Origin of the sequence: Pedobacter sp. KBW06 (assembly GCF_003852525.1) — a bacterium.
Classification (GTDB): domain Bacteria; phylum Bacteroidota; class Bacteroidia; order Sphingobacteriales; family Sphingobacteriaceae; genus Pedobacter.
Map to the genome: position 1 here is coordinate 1918494 of NZ_QAJL01000001.1, position 15161 is coordinate 1933654.

Consider the following 15161-nt stretch of genomic DNA (forward strand, 5'->3'; position numbering starts at 1 on the left):
CAACAAAAACAATTCTGTGCTATTGGGCGAGCTGCATTTCACCAGTGAAATCCCTTACTTCACCAATGCGGTTATTAATAATATTAAGTTCGACAACTATATTCTGGAAATTGATCCATATACCATCAACACAATATCAACAAAAATCAAATCTTTATCCCCTGCTGAACTGGACAAATTCCGTAATGAATCAGGTTCAGCTTTATCTTTTTTACAAGGTGAAGCTGAATTTGATTTATTCAAAAACATACATCAGCAGAATATCAAACTATATGGAGCTGATCAAATTAGTTTATTTTCAGACCGGTTGCTGTTTACGGAATTGACTAAACAATCCAAAAATGCCAAAGCAAAAGAAATTTATAAGCAGATAATCGCTAATTCCGCTGCTTATGACACAAAAAATAACACCACATTCTATTTGTTCTCTGACGATTGTATGGCAAAAATGAACGCATTGAGCGCTCTGAATTTATCAGCCAGCGAGAAAGAGCAGATTGAAGCACTAAAATTAAGCAGGGAACTATATTTAAGTCGAATTCATCCTTTAAGAGTTCAATACATGAAGCATCTGGTTCTTGAAAAACTACCTGAATGGAAAGACAAGAAGAATCTTTTCAAATTTGGTGCTAATCACATGCCTAAAGGAGAGAGTTTAATGGAAGTATTCGATATTGGTAACCTGGTTTCCAATATTGAAGAGGCAAATTACCGGAAGTCATTACACATTATGCTCATCGGAAAGGGAGAAGGTGAAACATTGGCTGATTTAGATCAATATAAATCTTTCTTAACCGTCGTAAAAGACGACAATTGGTATGCCTATGACTTAAGACCCTTGAAACAGGCAATCTCTAAAAAGAAGCTTAAAGTAGAGGATTTGGAGCTGGAAAGAATTATAAAAGGTTACGACTATTTGGTTTTCATTCCAAACCTAACTAAAACTCCAAAAAGAGGCAAAAAAGACCATTAAATCTGATCAGGAGCCGGCTGTTTTATAGCACTGAAAAAGATGCTATTTTTGAACAAAACTTATTTGAAAAGATTCATTAACCTCTTGGTGAGGAAATATCTCGAAGAAAACATCTCGACAAATGTATTGAATTGACGAATAAAAGCTCTGAACTAACTGAATAGCTTTCTTACAAAAGAATTTTGCGATCTGATTCAAAGAAAGCCTGCTCATAACACCCTAAGAAAATGAGGTTCAGCAGAAATACCTTGAACATAGTTTGAAGAATATTTAGGCCTTAGAAAGACATAAAAAACCGGAATCGAAGTGTTCGATTCCGGTATGTACCTCCCTGCCGTATTAAGGTCGAAACAATTTAAGGATGACCTGGTTGGGATTGCCAAAACACCTGTTCGAAAAGAGGTTTACGATAAGATTTTTGCTAAAAAATAACATCCAAATTTTAATTAGATTTATAAATGAAAACACAAGAATACCAGAGCGACATACAATCCAGCACTGGTATTTTAAAAATGTGCCAATTTCGGGTAACTTTTGAACCGAAAATTTTGAAGTTTACTAAAGCGTATTTTTTCGCTTTACCAGACACCAACCATCTGGGATAAAGCGAACAAATAAATGTTTTTTGAACTAATTCCTCATAGTCAGAAGTATCCAATTGATACAATCTTCCGGTTCAATTAATGACCATGAATGAGGGTGCCTGGTTCCATCTAACCGATACCCTTTCCCCAGGGCAGATATAAACTCAGCCTGTTTATTGCCATTAAGATTTAAGTAATTAATCATCGCTGATAAATTAGCTGCATTTATATCGTAAAAGTCTCGATTTCTTTCTTTTAAAGCCCATACGATATCCGGGTCGCAATAAATCCTAACAGGTAAATTGGTTAAATACTTTGCATTACCTCCGTCTTTTTCTGAACGGGAGTACATGGAACACCGAATATATTGTTCAGGATGCTGATCTGGTGATCCGCCATAAATTTTATCATATGAATCAACAATCCACTTTGCCTCTCTCAACCCGTTCATTTTTCCGGAGCTTAAGCCCACCCGATCGGCATTCATTATTAAATCACGTTTCGACGAGTTGTAGAGTCCTGCTAAATCGACGGGAGGATCAACACCAAAAACAGCTATTGGACTCAGGTATGTCCTACCACTTTTGTCTCTTGACATTTCCGTATATCTTAATGCAATCATACCACCAGCAGAAAATCCACCAATAACAAACTTATTATTTGAAACCCTATATTTTTCAACCACTTCTTTCAAAATAGTATTAAAGAAATCTAAAGCTAACTTATCATCGTCCAATCCCCGATCATTATTAATTGAAGGGATAACTGTTAAAATTCCTTGTTCTGATGCAGATTGTATCAATTTCTTATTACAGCTAATTACGCTTTCAACATTTTCACCTGAAGATGGAAGTAATACCAAAGCTCCTTTTAAATTACCTGTTGGCATATACGTATAATAAAAAAGTGATGTCGAATTGCCATCATTTACGTAGATATCTGTACTATCTGAAAAAGAGGTTTTATGCTTTTTAAGGTGCTTTAGAGAAATTTCATCCAAATTGATAAACTCATCATCGATATAACTCCCTTCTAATTTAACGCCTGTTGCAAAGGTTATTTTCCCTTTCCCCTGCAATACGCCCTCAACAAAAGTACCTTCTCTTTCACCATTTCTCAAATAAGTATATTTCCCTTGACCATCAGGCTTTCCCTTTAGCATTGCTCCATTATAACGTGCAACTTCTTTTCTATTGTTATACCAGATTAAGGTTCCATAGCCATCAGCATAGCCTTTTCTACATTTGCCTGCCCAAGTAATACTGTCCTGGTTAGAATAGTCTTCAGCCCATACTTTACATCCACTTGCATCCTTAACATATGCTCCAGTTGTTTTTTGGCCGAAGCTGATTAGAGAATAAAAACAGATGATTAGGGTAAAAACGCTTTTCATAAAGATTAAATTGATGTTAATTTACCTCGATATTTCACTACCAAGGATAAAACGAATGTAATATTTTCTAGTTATAACCGATGGGTATTTAATTCGCAGGTACCTTTTTCATTCTTAAAAGGTCTTTTGATATTCCCTTTCGAAACTAATAAGATATTTCTAGAATTCCGTGTATCGGTTTATTTATTTCGTCAATACTTCTGATATCTGGGTATTTCGCCAAAAGTGGCCGTTCGTTCCGCATTTAAACTGTGTCTGGCATTGCAGAATTGTATAAAGAGGTGATCATGGATGCTATCTTCGACGATAAACAGAATTTTGATCAAGAAAGAAAGAGGATTATTTATGAGATTTCCGACCAGAATAATATACTTACTAAAATGAGGGCCATGCTTTTATCAGAAGATGTTGATTTGCAGGATTACAAAATAATGAAATCAGCTTATCTGTCAGATTAGCAAAACCTGAGGACATAAAAAAACCGGAATCGAAGTGTTCGATTCCGGTATGTACCCAGCGCCGTACTAAGGTCGAAACAATTTAAAGATGATTTAATTAGAATCGCTGGCATACCACTCTACCTGCAAAAAAATAATATCAATATTTGTGTTTTATTGACCATTTATAAATACGTTAGCATATATCATATTTTAAGTTATGACTGAAGAGCAAATTATTATTTATCAATCCTCAAATGGCGAAACTTCAATAGATGTCAAACTACATGACGAAACAGTTTGGCTAACACAAGGTCAAATGCAGCTATTGTTCGATCAGACCAAGCAAAATGTGAGTCTCCATATAAATAATATATTTAAAGAAGGCGAATTGATAGTTGATTCAGTTGTCAAGGATTCCTTGACAACTGCTAAAGACGGTAAGAAATATAAAGTCAGGTATTATTCTTTAGATGTAATCATATCCGTTGGTTATCGCGTTAAATCGAAAAAAGGCACACAGTTTCGTATGTGGGCTAACAGCGTGTTGAAAGAATATTTAGTAAAAGGTTATTCGATCAACGAAAAACGACTCAAAGAACAGGAAAAGCAATTAAATGAACTTAAAAGCACAGTAAACCTATTAAGCAATGTACTGACAACTAAAGAACTAAATTCCGACGAGGCCACAGGTCTGTTAAAAGTAGTCACCGACTATGCTTATGCGCTGGATATTCTCGATAAGTATGATCATCAACAATTAAAAATTGAAGGGACAACACAAAAAGAATTATTTATAATAGACTATACCGAAGCAAAAAAAGCTATATATGATCTTAAAGATAAATTCGGAGGTAGTTCATTATTTGGGAACGAAAAAGATGAATCCTTTAAGGGGTCTATTTCAGCAATATATCAAACATTTGATGGTGTTGATCTTTACCCCAGCGTTGAAGAAAAAGCCGCTCACCTCCTATACTTTGTTGTTAAAAACCATTCCTTTTCCGATGGCAATAAAAGGATCGCAGCTTACCTATTTGTTTGGTTTCTGGATAAGAACAATATTCTTTACAAACCAGATGGATCGAAACGTATTGCAGACAATGCGCTGGTTGCGCTAACATTAATGATAGCCGAAAGCAAATCTGATGAAATGGAAATAATGGTGAAGGTAATTGTCAACCTTATAAATATCAAAAACTAAAAAAGCCTCCGATTTTCATCGAAGGCTTTAGTCCGTACCCATGAGCGGGAATACTTTGAACACCTAGATCGTTTCTTAAGCCTTATTAAACCCATTATCGCAGATTTAACAACAAAAGGTTTTATAAAATAACTGTTTTTCTATAGCTCTTTTTTTTAATTAGTTTTCTTTCAAGACAACCTGTAGCGGACCACTTTTGAACCAAAAATTTGGATATCATGATTATCGTATTTTCAATTACAAGGTTGCGCATTTTTTTTGCAATCTAAGTAACCTTATATTTATGTTATTGCTTAATTGCTTTAGTAGCTAAAAATGTAGGCATATATTTATCTATTAAGAATCTTGGATTGGGTTGATTATCTTCCAGAAAATCCGAAATGACAAATCCTGCTGCAAGTTGTCCCCCTATTAAATCTTTAAGTGAATGCCCAAAAACAAATGCTTCATTGTTTTCTCTTTTCTTTTCAAGAAGAGTTTCTTCAAGATCTATCAAATCTGAATAGGGAATCTTATAGCGCGGATAAATTATACCCTTATCCATGTAAGCAGGATCCCTATCACCAATGAAAATTGCAGGATTAAAAAAACTTGATAATAGCGCACCACCAGATTTCAAAACACGGTAACATTCTTTCCACACAGGCCGTACATCCGGAACATAATGGTTGGATATAGGATGAAAGATTAGATCAAAAGAGTTATCTTCAAATTCACTTAAGTCACGCATATCGCCTTCAATCGTAATGAGTTCCAGCTGATCGCGTTCGGCAACCATACGATCATGGAAAAGCTGCTCTTTAGAAAGATCTAAAACAATTACCTCAGCACCCAGCGCAGCTAAAAGTGGAGCTTGCTGACCACCAGCGGAAGCAAGACATAGTATTTTTTTCCCTTTTACCTCACCAAGCCATCCTTTAGGAAGGGGACTTGGAGTAAGATATATTTCCCATTGTCCATTTTTTGCATCTTGAATGAGCTCACTGCTAACAGGTAGTGACCAGGGACTTTGCGTTTTTGCTTGTCTATCCCAGGAGGATTTATTGTGAGCCAAAAAGGCACTATCTTGAATATCTTTTCTCATTATAGTATTATGTTGTTTATTAATGTACTGCCCATTGTTAGGACGATAATCCCTACAATGTTAAATATTTAATTTTGTTGTTGTTGTTGTTGTTGTTGTTGATTGATTGAGAATATGTCAATTAAGAAATTTGAGTAGCTTACAGTGGCTTATTTAAGATTGGAATGGATTTAAATCACGCCTATGTTTTATCCACTCTACTTACCAGACTTGGTTTAAAAAATTTAAAGAGGATAAGGCAATTTTGGAGTCATCAATTAATGGATATCATAAAACTAGGATTGAGAACCTGACATGGAATGAGGGGCTTTTAGAACCGCATTTAACAACCCAGCATTCCATAATAACCTACTGATAATCAAAAAAAGGACTACTTTTTGAGAAGCAGTCCTTAATCAATTTGGGCTTTAGCCCAGTTAGTACTCCCCGCCGTATTAAGGTCGAAACAGTTTAAGGACGATTTGCTAAGAATTGGCAAAATGGCTGTTAGTAAAGCGCTTTTTGAGCGAGTTTTACTCAAACATACATTATCGGCCATTTCATAATAGCAACTAAAGTTTCTAGACAGGGTTAAGATATGATTTAACCTATTTTTTTTCGCATATACCGTAGCATATCAATTAGGGTGGCTCTGAATGTAGTTCCCTAATTGATTTTCTATTAAAGGTGTCTACCCTGATAATTAAGGCACAGGCAGTTTAAATTTAGGCGAAAAAATGTATTTAAGACTTTAAATCAACCTGCCCAGTCACCGCATTTATACCCTTCGGTTTTTGCTTATTATCTTTTCCAAATACTTTTATTAATGTAGGCAATGCTATAGATAGAGCCTCTTTTGATGTTTTTGGTTTGAACAGATCAAAAATATTGTAGTATATACTCGATCTATTTAGCGCTATAATACTGAAATTTGTGCTATTCCAATAAATCTCATAATCATCGCCTCCATAATTTACTTTACCACTATAAACTAAATATTTGGGAATCTTAATTTTAGGAAGCCCGAAAAAATCGGTGAGATTTTTTACCTTAATATTGTTCTCCAGTATTTCATAACGTCGATAATAGTAAACACTGTCAAATTCTTTTAGGCTAATCTTGGCAGTATATGACCCATTGCTCCATTCTACGTTAGCCACATAATGATAAAGATTTCCATTGTTAGGTATTGTAGTCTCATAAACTGTTTTCAATTTATTTCGATCTAAGTTCGCAACATCAACCTTTTCAATGTCTTTAGAGGATTGGTTGATGTCCAAAAGCAGAACATTAGAATCATAATGGTACATTATGTTTTCGTTTTCCCCAATTGCCTGAATATCGCCAAATTCATTCGATTTTTGGATCTTATTGAACTTTTTATAAATGTCCCTAACTACAAATTGAACATTTTTTAAGTTGCTTTTTCCTGAATTTTTAAGCCCAAAATTTATATAATTTCTTTTATCAGTTTTCCCCATTTCCAATCCATAAGAAATTGAGTAACCACAAAGTAGAATTGGTCTATTATTTCCACCATTGATCTCCAACAAGGTTGAGTTCTGTAAGTCAATTATCGTACTATTTGCTTTATCTAACTTTATGTAGCCTTGTAGTGTTTTTCCAGCTGAATCTATAATTTGCTGCGACAACTTTAATGCTGTTGCTTGCGATCTCTCAAACTTACCCCGATAAGCTTCTAACTTCTCTTCACTTACACCTTGCTGGTATTCCTGCCAAAAGCCTGTTCCAACGGCCAATAAGCTACCTAAAATCGAAAAAAACAAAATCCAATTATTACTCCGTCTTGTATTCAAGCTTCGAGCGTATCTTTCTTTCCTCCACTGAACAACTGCGAGTGAAATCGTTGTTATGCTTGCTAAAAAAAAGAGTATTAATGTGGCTGACATCTATTTTAATTGGCAGATTATATAAATGCGAGTTTAACAAAAAAATATGGTAAGTAGATTAAAATACCAAAGTATCGAAGCAGATTACAGTAAAAACATAGAATGTCAATAATTTGAAAAAATCAGCAATACCTGAGAAGCTTTTTAATTATCCTTTTAATTTATATCTTGAGATTAAATAGATTAAAATTAATATGCTCCATTGGGTTAAAATTACCGAACAACTGCCAGAAGAACAAAAACCTGTCTTTCTTATTAAAGAAGAGTCACAAAATATAAAACATGCTGACATTGGTTGTCTGGTTACTAGTGACGATGGAAAATTACAAGGTTTTCATATAGACAATGATACTAAGGTTGTTAAACTCGAAGCACGATTTGCCTGGATGTATTTAGAGGAAAAAAGTTTCTTTGTACCGGATTTGCCCGATGCAGAACTTGAGCCAACTGTTTTGGATTTCCTTGAAAGATTGGCTTTTTTTGATAAAAAGCTTACTAGATTATCTGCTTGGATGGTTCAATCCGGTCAAGGCTTATATCATTTAGATTTCTATATCACTGGAATTGTCAGCAGATCGCTTTCATTGATAAATGGTTTTGAGACATTGGTAAAATCAAGAAACTACTTATCTGCTTTGCACTTAGTTAGACCACACTTAGATAATTTCATGCGTTTACACGCAGCTTGGCTATGTAATGATCCGCATGATTTCGCTTTTAGGGTTTGGAAAGGCGAACAGGTTCAAAAAATCAGGGATAAAGATAACAAGCCCTTGAAAGACTGGTATTTAAAGGAAAAAGTTTCAGAGCTTTACCCTTGGATAGCAAACGTTTATAATGAAACCTCTGGATTCATTCATTTTAGCAACAAACATATCGCTGGAGCTGTCAATACAAAAGACGAAAATCTTACAGCCTACATTAGCAAAAACGACAATAATATTCCAAATAAGGATAAACTCGAAACAATTATGTGTATGATTGAAATTACAAACTGCATAGCGAATCATATCTTTGGGTGGATCGACACTAAACGCATTAAAGGATAATCAATTTTAATGTTGACTAACCGAAGTAGGGCTTGACCACCAACAATCAAAATATGACCTAACAGATTCTATGAATTTATTACATCCTACGGAATTTCCCCAACAGCCTATAATTTTAATTATTTCGCCACATTTTCCCTATACGGATAATTTGCTTCAAGTTTCTGTAACAGTAAGTATGCACTTCGGGTTCTTTTTTGATTTAAAAGCTGGTGAAGAGGCAACAATGAATGTCCCTGACTTTAGACCTAAAATTAATAGTCGATACCAAAACTATAATCTGTTTCGCAGTTTCCTAAATGTCTGTTCTAGCACTGGAGAGGCAGTTGATGATAGTCTTTTGCAATTACTAGAGAGAATGATTCCAGAAAAACGATCAGAATTAGCTAGGATGGATTTTTCGAAACGACGTGACGAGTTCAGCGAATTAATCAAAAAAAACGAAGCAATTAAGAAGTTGCCAGAATTAGATTCATCCACTAAACGGAAAGCCATCACCACAACATTTGCACAATTTGTTAAGCTACGAAATTATTACACGCATGGGAAGTTAATACTCAACTATGAGAAAGAGGAGTATTATATCCAAATAATAAACAAATCAACTGGCATCAAAATGACTTACGGGATCGATAGAAACATCCTAAAGTCCTTTCTAGATGTTGGAACTGATTTAATACAATTGTTTTCAATAATTTCGCACGGCACCTGAATCCGACGAGAAGCAGGTCGTTTTTTTAAAGCCAGAATGGAATAAGAGAATTGGTTATTTAAACTTATGATAGATAGTCTTTATGCCGTCTTTTGAGGACTCCGTAATAATCTTTTTTTCAATATCAAACACTAAAATCCGTACAGTTCCGGTCATGGGTTCCGTAATTCTTAATGTGTTATCACTTTTCTGAAGTGTGGCAACCTCAATTTCACCCATTCCGTAATTATTCCAAACACCCGCTTTTTTGTTTTTATTAGGGAGTTGTGGGTCATCTTTTTTAGCAGCAGACCAATTGGATAATTGTTGAATATCAAATTTTCCGTCATCTGTTAATCTCACTGTACATTTCGGCGAATGTAGTTCTTCCCCACTTTTGGTGGCGGAATAAAACGTCAACTTGCATAAGGCTCTAAAATATGCTTTTCGAGTTTAATAAAGATCTTTCTCGGAGGAAGGGGAAATAGGAAAATCGACTTGACGACCAAAAGTGGAGAAGAACCCGAATGTGACCCCATTGTTTCGGGAAAAAGTGGCCGCAAATTAGGCTGCCGAGTGAGTCCATAAAGTTCCCTTCTCCTTAACGAATATAGCCAACACCCTGGATTTTTCATCCTTTGCAAAAAAAAAGCTAACCTTATTCTACTTCTGATTGTATTTTCGGATCAAAACATGCCCCTAAATCACCTCCAACTGATCCATTCCAGCTCCACCTCAAAATAAAGCGATTTAAGGCGAGCTGACACCTTGGATGACAAACATCCCATGACAAGGAATCTGGCGTGAGCAAGCGGCCTCAAACAGGCTTATTTTTCAAAAAGAATTTACAATGCAGGGAGTAAAACAATGCTCTAAACCTAAAAAACGGCCACTTTGACCCGTAATACATGGTCAGTTTAGAGCGGAATTGCGTGTCAGTTTAAATGCGGAACGAATGGCCACTTTTGGCGAAATACCCACCCATCTAACATGGGCGTTTGAAACTATTGCTGAAGGAGTATTTGCAACAGACGTGGTTTGGAGAATGGCAAAAGAGCGTGGCTTAAAATGCCAACGAAATACTTTTTGGGATTTGATTAGAAATCCTATTTATTGTGGTAAAATAGTTGTTCCACGAGATGAACATACCGAAATGTATTTAGCAGACGGCAAACATAAACCAATTATCAGTGAGAGCTTATTTTGGGATGTTCAAGACGTTTTAAACGCTCGAAAAAAAGCGCAACAGGTCAAAATTGAAACACCCGAAAATTTGCCTTTGAGAGGTTTTTTATATTGTCCAGAGTGTTTGAAAACACTGACTGGTAGCCCATCGAAAGGCAGAACTGGACATTACTATTATTACCATTGTAAATCACCTTGCAAATCAAGATTTAGCGCTCTTAAAATCAATAAAGATTTTGAAGATGGATTAATGGCATTTCTACCTAAACCTGGAATGGCAGAACTATTTAAAGAGGTCATTATGGATGCTACTTCTAATGATACATTGAATTTTGAGCAAGAGCGCAAAAGATTGGTATCGGAAGTATCAGAACAAAACAACATGCTCACAAAGTTGAGAACAATGCTACTATCTGATGACATTGATTTGCAGGATTACAAAATCATGAAAACAAAGTGTGATGAAAAGATCACAAACCTTGAAAGTAAATTGAAAGAGCTTAAGGAAAATGCCTCTGAGATTTCGGATATGGGGCAAATTATTGATGAAGCATTAGAAAAGCTTCAAATCCTGCATGATTTATACATTGAGGGCGATATTAGTGATAAACGGCATGTAACTGGTTCGATCTATGACGAAAAATGGACTATTTTTGAAAATAAAGGTCGAACCGGAAAGATTAACCTCGCTGTCCAGCTCATATATCAAATAAATACAGCTTTTGGACATAAAAAAGCCAGAGTTAGAACTAACTCTGGCTTAGTACCCTTGGCCGTATTAAGGTCGAAACGGTTCAAATATGATTTAATAAGAATTTCAAAGATTCTGGTGCGTAAAGAGCTTTTAGAGCAAATCTTACAAAAAACAGAATGGTAGCAATTTCTTATTAGCTTAAAGCCTAATTTTGATAAGGGCAAAGATACATTCTTTTCCATAATTTTTTCATTCTGTAATAACTTAGACTGATCTTGGTTAGCAAGATCAGTCTAAGTTTTGGCAAGTATTAGCATAAATACTATAAACCAATAACTTTATCTACGGTAATTGAAAAAATTGGTTTTTTCTCTTCTGATAATAGTTTAATTGGTACCAATTCCATTTGGGAAACTGGTATTGCCAGTCTTTCCGATATTTTTTTAAGTAATAAATCAATTCTCAGTTCATAAACATCTTGAGTAAAGCCGAATTCATCAGTGAAAGAATCCCCAGTCAATTCCTGGGTAAGTAAAACCGAACGCTGATTAATTAATATATTAGTAATCATATATTCTTGAACTGAAGTACGTTCTGTGCCAGGCTCTATTAAAATTTCCACCTTCGCTTTTTCCGCAACAGAATTTGGTTGAATAATAAGCCATTTTTTGAATGGCGCTAATGCCGATGTAATAAATTTAATACTTGGTTGAAATTGATTTATAGTTTGTGTGGCAAACACAGACCCTATCAAATCAGCTTTAAACTTATTCCTACGAAATTCATTAGCATTATTAAAATAGATTTCGTAAAAAATACCATTTAAAATATGTTCAGAGACAAAAATTGGTTTTAACAACAATTGATTTGATAGTTCATCCAAAAAATTTATTGCCTCAAATGCATTACCACAACCTGCTTGATAGATATTACGTCCAATTACAAAAAGTAGATCTTTATCTTTTATCTCAAGCAGAGGAAATTTTCTAAACAAGTTTATCCCCTCATTTTGGCTGTACCAATTATTAGCTTTTAATAGCTGATATATTTGTGCTCCATTATCGGTGTTTGTATTTTCATACCCACCGTCAGCTAAAGCAAACTTTCCATAACCACCCACAGAAATATTGGATGGAATGTCTAAATCATCATTGATAATAGGTGTCACTTCCTTTTCTAAGTCATCTTTAATAACGACAGGCTCAATGATATTATTTGAATCACTTTCTAGTGTATTTTGATCCTCTAAAGGTATGCTTTCTAGCTCTGAGGTATTAAATTCAGCGACTAAATCATTTTCCTTTGTAAAATCAAAAGGATCGGTAGGGGCGGTAGAATCTATGGCGTTATTTTTTACCACCTTAGCAATTTGAATAGAACCAGAAAGCTCTCTAAAAGAAGCTGGGTCTTTATCAGAAAGAAAATTAATTAAAGAAGAAAAAGAAATAATACTTAAATTGTCTGATCCTGTGTAAGCGTGAAACTCAGCTACAAGACGGGGATCAGGTAACCTAACATCTTTCATTTCATCAAGCTTACCATTTCCTCGTTTAACAAACGGATAATATACAATATCTTTTTTCCCATCATTAGAAACGAAAATTAAACTTTTCGTGTTATTTTCTTTAGCATAATTGAGTATTTCTTTCCATATAATGAGATCGCCATATTTATTATCTGTCTTAGTAACGTCAAAAAAACCAGGAGGAATATTGTTTAATGCACGGAATTCAGCTTCATGCTTGATAGTGCTTATCATCTCAAAGATATTAGAGACAACAACATTGTCCTGAAAGTGCTTACTGAACTCTTCATTTAACGTATGAATGGAGAGAGTATCATATTTTGTAGCGCCTTTTATTTTATTAAACGTTTTTTTTACAAGTTCTACATCTGCCATAAAAGCTTCCTTGTCTGGATAAGAACCCTTATTCACTTCTTGATTATAATACATATTAAGAAATGAACTCATATTTTCCAATAATTTTTGGATTGTACCGAGTTTATCTACACCATCCAAATATCCCTTTAATTGTCCCGTTGAAGCACGTTCATTGTATTCCTGCATCGACCAACTCGTGATCTTAACTCTTGGCTTTTGATCAGGGCTATTAAACCAAGAATAAAACTCCTTCCGGGCATCAGTATGTAATTTAAACATTTGAGAAAAAAGACCAGTATCAAAAAAGATAACAGTATCTAGGTCTTTCAATTGTGCAAGAATATGATCTTGATATTCTTCTCGGGTAGTAGAGAGCTTCGGGAAATGCATTAATTTTTAATTTAGTTTAGCAAAATAGATATTAGTATACGAAAATGTAATATAAGTTAGATAGAGGCATGACGCAAAACCTTTGTTAGTGGCAGTTTTATTCCATTATTCTAAACCAGTCTTTTACTGTTAATTCCAGCCTAACAATTTCGTCCTCTGCTAATGGGCAACAATGCGCTATTGGCCCTCTTAATTGATTTAAGTTTGTCATTATTTTCTGAAAAGACCTCTGTCCTCTTTTGAAAAGGGTTTCAAATGCTTCCCAATTTCCAGTTACAATTTGGCTTAATTCTCCAAAAGTTGTATAGTCTATTTTTTCTTCTGAGCGAATTGTGAAACCTGACTCTTCCTCACGCTTAATATTCAAATCAACACCTTTTCTAATTTCTTCTTTTACTTTATCCCACCAATTTTCTCCGTATTTCTCAAACATTAATTCAACAACTAAACTTCTAATTGATTTTTCTAAACAATAGAAAACCTCATAATGTTGAGCCATCATTCTCGCTTCCTTTCTGTAATCAGAATTGAATTGCAAATAATAACTTTTTGCTTGGACTTCTTGTTTTTCAATTCGGCCTAAATTTAAATCAAGTTTAGTCTCGATTTTATCAAGTTCATTTTCAGCTAAAGAATTTGCAAGAGCAAAAAGTTTTATTTTCGACAATTGATCTTGTTTATTATTCATTTAATAAATTTTCTTTTAGGGATTTGAAAATCGCGTTATATATAGCTGGATCATCTGTTTTTGGAAGAACTAAATTAATCGTATAATTAATTCCTAAATCAATCTGTTTTTTGGTATTGTTTTTATGAATTACATCACTTACTTTCTCATTTGAATGTGATTCCGTTCTATTCTCGATTTGGATACTTTTTTCCTCTTTACTCAAAGTACTTTCAAAATCCGCAAACTCTTTAGCATTAAAAAATGAGGCAACTATTGCTTTTACAACTGAATTATCGTGAGCAAGTCCAGTAGTATCAGTAACCAATTTCAAAAAGTCAGGTCTGCTTAAATCGTGAGCATATTCATTTCTAACATATAATTCCTCGTAACCTTTTTTTAGTGCAGAAGCCATAGAAATACCTCTATATGTTGGATTTCTAAAATCTTTATATAATTGTGTTGGAGTCCCATCTTCTCCAAGGAGCTTACACTTTTTTGCCCAAGGAATAAAGGCTTTTTGATTTCCTCCAGGAAAACCAAGTTTAGTTCCTAAAAAATCACCATTAAAATTTTCAGGAATAGAAGCATCACATATCTTATTCAGAATTTTCGTAAGGGTTCCAGACGAAACCATATAAGGTAAATTTATTGCCATTTTTTTTTATTTTATGTTTGATTCTTCTGTTGGGGGTCTGCGGTAAAATTGCCACTAACACTTGGTTTTGCCAGATAAACATAAGAAAAGTTTCGCATAACCATCTTTATATGTACATTTTGTTTCACAAACTTATTTTATTGATAATAATATTGACTTATATTTAGTTAGTAACATTTAGTAGATAAGTAGCGAAACTATATTAAAAGCTTTTCAAAAAATATTGCCTGTGTAATAAAGAAGCCTCTTTTCATAAAGTCTTTGCAAATTAGAAAGCTCGGCTCAATTTGGAGAAATTAATGGAAAAGAGAAACAGCAGATATAATCAACTTATCCGTAGAAAAGTATGAACCAAGTTTAGTCTTTTGTTTCAGAAACATA

General features: G+C 34.4%; 12 protein-coding genes. 5 read left to right on the forward strand and 7 right to left on the reverse strand.

Annotated features, from left to right (window positions below; genetic code table 11):
• Positions 1-22 precede the first annotated feature (22 nt).
• Positions 23-973, forward strand: coding sequence for a hypothetical protein (locus DBR43_RS07705; RefSeq protein WP_199756983.1), 951 nt, complete (start codon positions 23-25; stop codon positions 971-973).
• Between the two features lie 630 nt (positions 974-1603).
• Here DBR43_RS07705 and DBR43_RS07710 read toward each other — a convergent pair.
• Positions 1604-2950, reverse strand: a complete 1347-nt coding sequence (locus tag DBR43_RS07710) for a hypothetical protein (protein ID WP_124579444.1) — start codon at positions 2948-2950, stop codon at positions 1604-1606.
• Between the two features lie 657 nt (positions 2951-3607).
• Here DBR43_RS07710 and rhuM point away from each other — a divergent pair.
• Positions 3608-4591, forward strand: coding sequence for a virulence protein RhuM/Fic/DOC family protein (rhuM, locus tag DBR43_RS07715; protein ID WP_124579446.1), 984 nt, complete (start codon positions 3608-3610; stop codon positions 4589-4591).
• Between the two features lie 286 nt (positions 4592-4877).
• On the opposite strand, the gene DBR43_RS07720 is transcribed toward rhuM, so the two are convergent.
• Both DBR43_RS07720 and DBR43_RS07725 read right to left on the reverse strand, forming a co-directional pair.
• The gene (locus DBR43_RS07720; RefSeq protein ID WP_124579449.1) at positions 4878-5675 is read right to left on the reverse strand and encodes a class I SAM-dependent methyltransferase; all 798 of its coding nucleotides are present in this window, start codon (positions 5673-5675) and stop codon (positions 4878-4880) included.
• Between the two features lie 722 nt (positions 5676-6397).
• On the reverse strand, positions 6398-7564 hold the full coding sequence (locus DBR43_RS07725; RefSeq protein ID WP_124579451.1) for a hypothetical protein: 1167 nt from the start codon (positions 7562-7564) through the stop codon (positions 6398-6400).
• A gap of 194 nt (positions 7565-7758) precedes the next feature.
• Between DBR43_RS07725 and DBR43_RS07730 the strand changes: the two genes are divergently transcribed.
• Positions 7759-8613 carry a hypothetical protein gene (locus tag DBR43_RS07730; RefSeq protein ID WP_124579452.1) on the forward strand — a complete coding sequence of 285 codons (855 nt, stop codon included), beginning with the start codon at positions 7759-7761 and terminating at the stop codon, positions 8611-8613.
• A gap of 70 nt (positions 8614-8683) precedes the next feature.
• Positions 8684-9325 carry a hypothetical protein gene (locus tag DBR43_RS07735; RefSeq protein WP_124579453.1) on the forward strand — a complete coding sequence of 214 codons (642 nt, stop codon included), beginning with the start codon at positions 8684-8686 and terminating at the stop codon, positions 9323-9325.
• 54 nt (positions 9326-9379) lie between these two features.
• Here the strand turns inward: DBR43_RS07735 and DBR43_RS07740 are convergent, their stop codons facing one another.
• Positions 9380-9667 (reverse strand): hypothetical protein, encoded by a 288-nt coding sequence (locus DBR43_RS07740; RefSeq protein ID WP_124579454.1) that lies wholly within the window; start codon positions 9665-9667, stop codon positions 9380-9382.
• A gap of 592 nt (positions 9668-10259) precedes the next feature.
• Here DBR43_RS07740 and DBR43_RS07745 point away from each other — a divergent pair.
• Positions 10260-11366, forward strand: coding sequence for a recombinase family protein (locus DBR43_RS07745; RefSeq protein WP_124579455.1), 1107 nt, complete (start codon positions 10260-10262; stop codon positions 11364-11366).
• A gap of 139 nt (positions 11367-11505) precedes the next feature.
• Here the strand turns inward: DBR43_RS07745 and DBR43_RS07750 are convergent, their stop codons facing one another.
• The 3 genes from DBR43_RS07750 to DBR43_RS07760 all read right to left on the reverse strand — a co-directional run bounded on the left by DBR43_RS07750 (position 11506) and on the right by DBR43_RS07760 (position 14780).
• Positions 11506-13395 carry a PIN-like domain-containing protein gene (locus DBR43_RS07750; protein WP_233602904.1) on the reverse strand — a complete coding sequence of 630 codons (1890 nt, stop codon included), beginning with the start codon at positions 13393-13395 and terminating at the stop codon, positions 11506-11508.
• Between the two features lie 157 nt (positions 13396-13552).
• Positions 13553-14143 (reverse strand): Swt1 family HEPN domain-containing protein, encoded by a 591-nt coding sequence (locus tag DBR43_RS07755; protein WP_124579458.1) that lies wholly within the window; start codon positions 14141-14143, stop codon positions 13553-13555.
• Positions 14136-14780: a DUF5343 domain-containing protein gene (locus tag DBR43_RS07760; RefSeq protein ID WP_199756984.1), complete on the reverse strand. Its 645-nt coding sequence runs from the start codon at positions 14778-14780 to the stop codon at positions 14136-14138. The genes DBR43_RS07755 and DBR43_RS07760 overlap by 8 nt, the downstream gene beginning before the upstream one ends.
• Positions 14781-15161: the final 381 nt, after the last annotated feature.

Coding starts and splice junctions, on each gene's coding strand:
- DBR43_RS07710 (WP_124579444.1), bottom strand. CDS start 2,950: ATGAAAAGCGTTTTTACCCTAATCATCTGTTTTTATTCTCTAATCAGC.
- rhuM (WP_124579446.1), top strand. CDS start 3,608: ATGACTGAAGAGCAAATTATTATTTATCAATCCTCAAATGGCGAAACT.
- DBR43_RS07720 (WP_124579449.1), bottom strand. CDS start 5,675: ATGAGAAAAGATATTCAAGATAGTGCCTTTTTGGCTCACAATAAATCC.
- DBR43_RS07725 (WP_124579451.1), bottom strand. CDS start 7,564: ATGTCAGCCACATTAATACTCTTTTTTTTAGCAAGCATAACAACGATT.
- DBR43_RS07730 (WP_124579452.1), top strand. CDS start 7,759: ATGCTCCATTGGGTTAAAATTACCGAACAACTGCCAGAAGAACAAAAA.
- DBR43_RS07735 (WP_124579453.1), top strand. CDS start 8,684: ATGAATTTATTACATCCTACGGAATTTCCCCAACAGCCTATAATTTTA.
- DBR43_RS07745 (WP_124579455.1), top strand. CDS start 10,260: ATGGCCACTTTTGGCGAAATACCCACCCATCTAACATGGGCGTTTGAA.
- DBR43_RS07755 (WP_124579458.1), bottom strand. CDS start 14,143: ATGAATAATAAACAAGATCAATTGTCGAAAATAAAACTTTTTGCTCTT.
- DBR43_RS07760 (WP_199756984.1), bottom strand. CDS start 14,780: ATGGCAATAAATTTACCTTATATGGTTTCGTCTGGAACCCTTACGAAA.